Here is an 8562-nt window from a genome sequence, read left to right as displayed (position 1 = left end):
CCTCCAGCGCTTCCTGCACAACTTCCGGCAGGTGTGGCACTAAGGCACGCAAGGCCTCTGCCCGAGAATACTCATCTCCAATCTGGCGCGTCACCTCCAGGGCGTCAGGCAGCAGCGCTTGGGGCAGGTGCGGCACTAAGGCACTCAAGGCCTCTGCCCGAGAATACTCACCTCCAATCTGGCGCGTCACCTCCAGCGCTTCCTGCCCAACTTCCGGCAGGTGTAGCACTAAGGCACTCAAGGCGAATGCCCGAGCAAACTCATCCTCAATCTGGCGCGTCAGCTTCAGTGCTTCCCTCAGCAACGCTTCGGGTAGATGCGCTGAGATCGCTCCAATCGCTTCCGCTCGCTGCTCTGCCTGTAGAATTTGCTGCACATAAGCCCATCCCTGAAGCGGTTGCCAAACTCCCTTCTCTACCAAAGCGGCAATCAAGATGGGAGGAATATTGCTCGCCAGGCTATTGAGTGAGGTGTAAATCAGCGCATAGCGACACTGCCAATACATCGCTGCAACTGGATCACGCTTCCAGTGTTCATCTGCCAATCGCCATGCTCGTGCCACATCCGTAACGAAATTTGCCGTTTGTCCTAACGATTCACACGCGACAAACCAGCCATTTTGTCCTGTTTCTGTCACTTCCTGCAACAGCTCATGAATCGCCTCGATGCGCCCTGCCTGCTCTAAGTGCCACGTCAATTGAGTATGGATGTAGCCGTCTCCCGCTAAGGTATGCCAGAGGCCATTACACGTCTGGGCACGATATCGCTCTAAAAACTTTGTATGAGCGGTGGCTAACTCCCATCCTAGCCCTGGTAAATCTTGCGGCTCCTGAGGCACTTGGCTACCCGTGAGCAACCGTTTTGCCAAATCATGCATCACGTCATGAATGCGATAGGTGGGTTTCTGCCCGGGTTGCTGTGCCCCGGCCAGCAGCAACGCCCGGGAGCGCAAAATTCGCAGCACGGTTCCTGCCTGTCGAGGCTGCAACTCCCACAGCACGCTCGCGACCCGCTCTGTCACTAGGACATCTTCTGGCAGTATCCCTAACCAAGCAAATTGTCGCTGTTGCTCTGGGGACAAGCGCTGCACGCTCAAGTTCAGGGATGCTAACAGGCTGTAGCGCTTGCGATAGGCTGAACTGACTTCTATGAGACGATCTAGCACCTCCAATCGGGCGGTCTCCGCCTGCAAATCTTCCAACAACTCGGCAAACAGGACGCCATCCTCAATCTGAGCGGCTGCCAGTTCCAATGCCAAGGGTAAATGCCCCACTTCCTCCGCTAATATTGCGGCTTGCTGCCGCTCAGTGCTGCTCAATTTACCAGAATATTTCTTCGTCAAGAGGTCTAACGACTGCTCTGCTGTCATTTCTTCGAGATTATGAAGCGTGACATTCGGGATGGCTGCTTCCCGGGTTGTCACCAACACCCGACACCCGGCACGCCCGACCCGAAACGGTTCGACGTGCTCTGGATTCCACACATCATCCACAACTAATAGAATTCGCTTGTCGTACAGCAGGGTTCGCAAATGGCTGGATGTACTCGAAATGCTGGTGGGCTTAAAATCTCGATCGCCCAACGCTTGAATCCAATCACTGAGAAACGACAGAAGATCGGGTTCTTGCCCTAACGTGGCCCACAGCACACCATCGCAAAACCGCGTTTGCACGGCTTCATCATGGGCTAACCTCGCGGCCAAAACCGATTTGCCAATCCCGCCCAAGCCATGAATCGCGCTCACGACTAGCGTAGCAGGAGCGGCTGAATCGTCGTTCAGCAGTAAGTCCTTGACGGGCTGCTGATGGTCTGGACGCTCGACAAAATAATCTGGCAGGGGCGGCATTTGTAAGGGTTTGAAGGTGGGGCGATTCGGTGCAGATTGATGGTTATCAGTCTCAAACCCTGTCGCCTGCTCTCGGTTTTCCTGCTTTGATGCAACTCCTGCTGTCAGTGGCGCAACTGGATTCGAGTCTGTCTGTACCGCTTGTTGCTCTTTGGACTTGGCAGGTCGATTGGCTTCCCAAGCTTGCTCAAAGTGATTGAGGTTATCTGTCCTATCGGTTGACCATAGCCTTAACTTAAAGTGCCAATCTTCGGTTCCCTGGCGATTCTCTCGAAGGTCCTCCAGAATAGCCAAAAAATCTTCCAGGCGATTGAGGGCTTCTCTAATCTGTGGCTTGGTTAAAGGCTTTCCTAGCCCATCCTTTTCGCACAGTTCCATCAGTGCTCTAAGCGTCGTTCTCACAACCAAGGTGAGAGATGATGCGTTCTCTTGCCAGGAAAACTTCAGGGGGAGCTGCTCAACACCTTCTAGCTCACCTCCAGCGAACGCCGCGATCGCAGCAAAGAGACGTTTTGCCCTATCTCTAACATGGGGACCGTAGGTAGCTCTAGGCATGGGTAGAGGAGTGAAGGCGAACCAAGTTTGAGCAGAAAGTTTGGGGTATCCCGTTGGGGCATTAGGTACCCCACGTTACTCTAACATCGGTTTGGGGTAGCTGCTAGCCGCGCTTCAGGAGCATTTGCATGGGGGCAGACCCCCAACGCGAGTATTGAACCGTCAATCTTCAACACGGTTCTTTTTCCCATGCCACACCCGAGTGAATCGCCGTCTCACGATCCGCTAAGTCTCCAAATCGCCCAAGAGCTTCTGCGCCAAAACCGAGCAACGTTCGGCCTAGCACACCACAGTTTTCAAGCCTATTTCATCATGACGGTCGTCAGTGCGATCGTCAGTCTCACCGGAGTCGGTCTTCTGCTGACTAATCGAGCTTCAGAAGGCGCGATCGCGACGGCCACTGGGCTGGTTTCAGGGGGTAGCTTCCTCACACTGACGAAGAAGGCTGAAGAGCGACTGGAGCAGGCGAACGCGCGCCTTGACAAAATCCTTCCAGCCCTGCCTGAGGATGAATAGCGGCCTGAAACCGGCTTGGAACGTACAAAGCTCTCTCTTGTCCCGAGAGAGCTTTTCTTAAAAAGGGGAGATCGACACTAGTACGCATGACTCATTAACCTGGGTGCAGATTGGCTCTATTTCCGTAAGCGGGCTGCCCTAGCGGCGGCTTCAGTTCTACCGATGGTTCATCCAACGCTGATTGATGCTCTGCGTTGCTCGTTACTCCACCAGGAGATGCCTGGGTGGAGGGAGGCGATCGCCTCCTTTACCAGAAGTGGCGGGTATTCGGATTTAAGCGATCGGATTGCTCAAGTCACCCATCCCACGCTGATTTTGTGGGGCAAAGCGGACGATGTGTTAGGAACCGCTGATGCTACTCGGTGGCAGCGAGCGATCGCAGACAGCCAGCTCATTTGGATTGAGGCAGCGGGACATGTGCCCCACTTCGATCAACCCCAAGTCGTTGCAAATCACCTGCTATCCTTCATGCAACACGTTGAACATTAATCGCTGAAAGGAACGTTGCAAACCTGGCTTTCAGCAGTTGCTCAAGAACAAAGCGGCTCGTATTGAGTAGTTACTTGTCACGCAGCTATGATGAACAGCTATAGTGCGACACGCCACCCGTGTTAAAAAACGCCTTAGGTCTTAGACGATAGTATTTATCTTCTACGTCTTGTGATTGCTCATCATATGGATAGCTAAGGACTTCTTGCAACTCTTTAACTAAAGTATAGTTACCCTGCATGGCTTGTTGGTAGGCAGGGGCAATCAACCACTCTCGCCATGTGTATTTTGGGTTCGTCTGTTTCATCTTTGTTGATATCTCAGCTAAATTGCCGTCGTTAATGACGAAGTCGCGCCAGCTTTTTAGCCAAGATTGCCATTGTTCATCGAGTTGTGGTGAAGTTTTAACGTAGAAGCTTTTTTTCAATGCTGAGATATCATCTGGTATATGGGATAACTCGCGGAAGAAAATGGTGTAATCTACCTCTGAGTCAGTCATTAACTGCATTAATTTTTCAAATAGCTTTGGGTGATATTCAGTCAAGCCAAGTTTGTCCGCCCACATTTTTTGGATTTGTTTTTGCACGGCTTCTGAAAAGCCACGGCCTACTTGGTCGAACTGTTCTAACGCTTCAGCATCTTCTGTAAGTAGCAGTCTCACAGCTTTCCAAAACATGTAATAATTTGCTTTTGCTGCGATGGGCTGATTGAAGAATGAAAAGTGCTCACCGCCACCAGTCCAAGGTTGAAACCAAGGGTCAAATTTTTCACAAAATCCAAAGGGTCCATAGTCTAGGGTGAAGCCTCCAGCAGCGCAGTTGTCACTATTAAAATTACCCTGGCAATAACCAACACGTAGCCAATTAGCCACCAGTGAAGTGAGACGCTGGCAAAATAGCTTAGCCAACTCAACTAATTGATCGGCAAAACCAAGGCTTTGATTAATGTCGCTTTTGTACTCTCGCTCAATTAAGTGCGACACTATCATGCTCAACTCTTCTAATGCTTTTGGATGAGCATTGCTGCGAGCGCGGCGGGCAAATAACTCTAGCTGACCAACACGCAAAAAGGAGGGTGCAACGCGAGTTGAAATAGCCACAGGATTGTCCACCAAAACATCAGGGTCAGTGGAGTAGGAGTCTTGAGAATACCAAGGCCGGGTAACGGTCTCAGATTTAGAAACATACAGTGTCAAAGAGCGTGATGTTGGCACACCTAAAGCGTGCATATAGTCTTGCGCTAGAAACTCACGCACACTTGACCGTAGGACAGCGCGCCCGTCGCCACCCCGACAATAAGGCGTTGGGCCAGCCCCTTTCAATTGCATTTCCCAGCGCTGTCCATTGATGATTCCTTCAAATACAGATATCGCTCGACCATCGCCATAACCATTACCCGTACCAAATGGACATTGTTGGGTATATTCGGTGCCATAAATCGAGAGGGCATAACCCGTCGCCCAGCCCACCTGACGCATCGGCTCATGGGCAGCAGAGAGATCACCAGAAAATACACGGCGAAATTTTTCATTCAGCGCCAGCTCATCGCTCAACCCAAGTTCCTTAAAAAAAGTGCGGCTATGAGCTACATACTCTGGGTCTGCAAGCGGCGTGGGTGTCACAGGTACGAAATGACCCGAAAAAACCTGGCGGGCCCCGTGATCATCACCATCGACCGTGGCATCAGGATCGGCATTTAAGGTATCCATCAGAGAATAATCCACCAATTGCGCAAACTCATCGAAGGTCGTTACGCAAGGCTCAGCAGAGGGTTTAGATGGATATGACATTTTTGCTAGCGCCGATATTTCGGGAAGAATTCATGTTTAATTGAGGAGTTTGCAGAGGCTAACACATTAAATGTGAAGCTTTCCAGACTAACCGACTTATTAGTGGGGGTGATTGAAGCAGACCACCTTGAATTCCTTGGATACCACCGGAGGAATCTGCTCATCTGAGCTTCAGCGCTACAAGTAACCGAATAGCTACCTGCCCAGCAAACAGTCAATCTTTCATTTTGGTCGCCGCAAATCTTATCCAGCAAAGCTTTGATACCTATATGATAAATTTTTACACGTATCTCGGCTTAATGCCTATTACCGAAAGCATGATTTAGCGATCGCCGTACTGAGAGCAATAATCTCCCCATTGATTGTTAACCCTAAAAGCATCTCTTGTTGTGGTTGAATCGTATCAAGGGTACATTCCCCGCCCCTTGGGGCGTAAGTCATCTGTAAGGCTTGATGTCTCATAAGCCCAAGTTATGCGTTAGGAATGCACTCGAAAGAAAAATCGCAGGTTTGGGTCTTGCTAGAATTTTGAAGGAGTTAATTACTGCGATGCGGGTTCACATTGAAGCAGAAACGGTCAAAGGTCTTGCTCTTAGCCTTACTCAATTCTCTGGCTGATTTTGATGGAGAGCTATCCCAAGAAGCGATCGCGCTATTGGAGGAGTTGAAAACAAGATCGCATGGGCTTCCGCCCCTGTATGCCGATGTTTTTCTACTGCCTCATACGGCAACTTGTGGGGATCTGGTCGATCGCATCACGTCTCTTTCCCAGGAGCAGGTGGCGATCGCGAGTTATGCGTTTCAAATTTTTCGCTACTATGAGCAGATTTTGAGAGCGAATCCTGGTGATGGGTCGCCGCAACAGAGGACGGCTTATGAGTCCCAGGTAGAGCGGGTTCGCCTTTCGGTGGCTCGAACGAAAGCAGCGTTGGCGGAATCCTTTGGGTAAGGGTGGAAGAAACACTACAATGAACGGCTAGCACCCTTCAGGAACCCATAATTGCTATGTCTTCTCTTAACCATCAACAAACCGATCGCCTTGAGCAATACAGCAACGGGGTTGAACAACTGTTAGCTGAGGTGGATGAAGCAGGAGCGGAGGAGCTTTTGGATGAACTCTATATGCTCATCACCAAAGTCCTTGAACAGTTTCCTCAGCTGGATAAGGACGAGGATTGAGGCTAAAGACGCTTCTTCTTCACGGCACCGCTAAAACCTGCCGCGCTGCGATTGCCGGTAAATACTCTCTCACATCGCCGTTGTCCACCAGCTCTTCGACCACGAGTCGCCAGGTCCGGTTGAGCACATCATGTGAGTTGATCGCATAACCCCGTGGTGACAGGAACACAAACGAGTTCACTCGCTCAATTCGATTCAGCCATGTGCTCAAGCGTTGATTGCACGGAATTTTCCGCTGTTTGCGCGTTTTGATGTCTCCTAGGATACGAGTGTCAGAGGGCAAGGCTTCACAGAATCGAATTTTAGAAATGTCCTTGGACACATCCCGTCAGTGCAACGCATTGCCCTCTTCAAGCCAGCAACCGAGCCAGAACAAGAATTACAAGTGGGGCAGATAGAACGCCAGGGTTAGTCTAAAGATTTGGGCTAACCCTGGAAAATACGATCTTCTTACCTTTAGGCGGTATTTGGTGAAGCAGTTATTGGCCGATGGCAACCTTGAAAGCAGAAATAAGGTACTTGTGTAGCCTATGACTGTTTCATTGTGAGAAATGGAAATCCAGATGCTTGACTCTCTCGTTCGACGTTCTTGAATTTCTTGAATCTCACAAACGAGAGATTGAGCTTCCAGATATCTCCTGATGACAATGAAACAACTCTGCCTGTGTAGCTTACCTAGTACCAGAGATCAAAGCCCATAGGGCTTGGTAACTGGACCTTTAGGACCGGCTCCGACTTCTTCATACGGATATGTGTACAAATGTCCAACGACTTTATCCCGAATCTCTTGGTCGTGTCTTAGCCGCTCGTATTGACCCCAACGACCCTCGAAGCTCCACCAGTCTGGCTTCTGTACATTGTGTTCTGGCACACTCGAAGCAACGATCGCATAGTTGCCTAGATTAGAGGTATCAAATTCTTGTCCATCTGCTGTCAAATCTTCCAAATCGACTGCTGCAGTGCCAACAAAAAAGCCCTGAGACCAAACTCGCTTATAGTACTGGCTGCCAGCAGATGAATAGTGTGCATGGGAATCTCGTGCCGCATAGATGACTGGATGTTGACCCCTAAATTGAAGGGCTGACAGGTCGCCGATCCAGGTACTAATATCATGTCGAGATAGGTAAACATCAACCAGATACCAAGGATTGCTTCCTGGTTGCCATCTGAATCGTAAAGTGACATGCTCCCAGTCAGCGTAGTGGCGACCACAGGTATCTATTTGTATATGCTCGGTCATGACATCGCCCACTGTGAGACGAAACTTACCGGGACCATTGAACGGGTAGAAAAACCAAAACTGCAAATTGACAAAAGCAGGCTCAGTTTCTTGCACAGATACTAGAGCCTTTGCACGAGACTGATTTCCTGGCTTTTGGCTGTCATCAATGTGTAACCAGTAACGAAAATCCAGATTGGCTGAGCGAGAATCTTGCTTCGCAACAGTAACTGTTGATAACAAATTACTGGCTGAGGAAACCGGGCTCGAGTAAACATCATCCTGCTTAAAGTTATCGTAGTCCTCCTCATTGTGAACCAGTCCCCATTGGAGCTGTGTTTTCCCACTGGCCAGAACGGTGTCTGGGTCGTCCATAAAGTACTTCTCATCAGGATGCAGTTTCACGATTGGCCCGTACGTTCTAATAAGTTGCTCAACCTGATCTAGCGAGATTGCCATGGCAGGCGCAAATCGCCAACTTTCGTTATCAGCGCCATTAGTGTACTCCCAAAGAATGATTGGAGTCCTTTCGTCGTAAGGCTCACCCCCTGAAACATTGAGTTTCTGTTCCCAATCGACGAGCGTATTGATACCAAGCCAGCTACCAAAGTTTTCTTGTCGCCATAACAAGGAGGGGTCGCTATAATCTTGGCTCACAAGTTCGACCTGACCACCCTGTGAAGTCGTGCGATGCAGCACCTTTCTAGTTCCAAAATTGTATAGAAAGAACCCACCGCGAGAGTCGTCTTCTTTCTGCCACAGTTGGTTGGGGTCGTTTACGCTTTTGTGTGTGAGGTGTACAGACCTCCCATCAGAACCAGCTGTGAGCACCCAATCTCCCAATCCGATTTTCGACTGGATGTAGAACCCTTGCTTAGGGTCAACGGGCTTCGGCTCCGGTGCAGGCGCAAATTGCCAACTTTCGTTATCAGCGCCATTAGTGTACTCCCAAAGAATGATTGGAGTCCT

Annotated in this window: 8 protein-coding genes; 4 read left to right on the top strand and 4 right to left on the bottom strand. The window is 50.0% G+C overall.

Annotation, left to right across the window (positions count from 1 at the left end; translation table 11 throughout):
- A partial coding sequence (locus AC5JLB_RS08395) for an NB-ARC domain-containing protein (RefSeq protein ID WP_495873376.1) occupies nucleotides 1-2401 on the bottom strand: 2401 nt, incomplete at its 3' end.
- A 189-nt stretch (nucleotides 2402-2590) separates the two neighbouring features.
- Here AC5JLB_RS08395 and AC5JLB_RS08390 point away from each other — a divergent pair.
- Both AC5JLB_RS08390 and AC5JLB_RS08385 read left to right on the top strand, forming a co-directional pair.
- Nucleotides 2591-2917 (top strand): TRADD-N-associated membrane domain-containing protein, encoded by a 327-nt coding sequence (locus AC5JLB_RS08390; RefSeq protein WP_495873375.1) that lies wholly within the window; start codon nucleotides 2591-2593, stop codon nucleotides 2915-2917.
- Nucleotides 2918-3010: 93 nt separating this feature from the next.
- Nucleotides 3011-3406 carry an alpha/beta fold hydrolase gene (locus AC5JLB_RS08385; RefSeq protein ID WP_495873377.1) on the top strand — a complete coding sequence of 132 codons (396 nt, stop codon included), beginning with the start codon at nucleotides 3011-3013 and terminating at the stop codon, nucleotides 3404-3406.
- An 85-nt stretch (nucleotides 3407-3491) separates the two neighbouring features.
- Here AC5JLB_RS08385 and AC5JLB_RS08380 read toward each other — a convergent pair whose 3' ends face one another.
- A complete protein-coding gene (locus AC5JLB_RS08380) occupies nucleotides 3492-5195 on the bottom strand; it encodes a protein adenylyltransferase SelO (protein WP_495873374.1) in 1704 nt (567 codons plus the stop codon).
- Nucleotides 5196-5781: 586 nt separating this feature from the next.
- Here AC5JLB_RS08380 and AC5JLB_RS08375 point away from each other — a divergent pair.
- Both AC5JLB_RS08375 and AC5JLB_RS08370 read left to right on the top strand, forming a co-directional pair.
- A complete protein-coding gene (locus tag AC5JLB_RS08375; protein ID WP_495873373.1) occupies nucleotides 5782-6144 on the top strand; it encodes a hypothetical protein in 363 nt (120 codons plus the stop codon).
- Between the two features lie 56 nt (nucleotides 6145-6200).
- Nucleotides 6201-6374 carry a hypothetical protein gene (locus AC5JLB_RS08370; RefSeq protein WP_495873372.1) on the top strand — a complete coding sequence of 58 codons (174 nt, stop codon included), beginning with the start codon at nucleotides 6201-6203 and terminating at the stop codon, nucleotides 6372-6374.
- A 19-nt stretch (nucleotides 6375-6393) separates the two neighbouring features.
- Here AC5JLB_RS08370 and AC5JLB_RS08365 read toward each other — a convergent pair whose 3' ends face one another.
- Nucleotides 6394-6696: a hypothetical protein gene (locus AC5JLB_RS08365; protein WP_495873371.1), complete on the bottom strand. Its 303-nt coding sequence runs from the start codon at nucleotides 6694-6696 to the stop codon at nucleotides 6394-6396.
- A gap of 366 nt (nucleotides 6697-7062) precedes the next feature.
- The coding region (locus AC5JLB_RS08360; protein WP_495873370.1) for a Vps62-related protein at nucleotides 7063-8562 on the bottom strand (1500 nt) is incomplete at its 5' end.

Source organism: Myxacorys chilensis, assembly GCF_059505265.1.
This window is presented reverse-complemented; position numbering and strand designations above follow the sequence as displayed.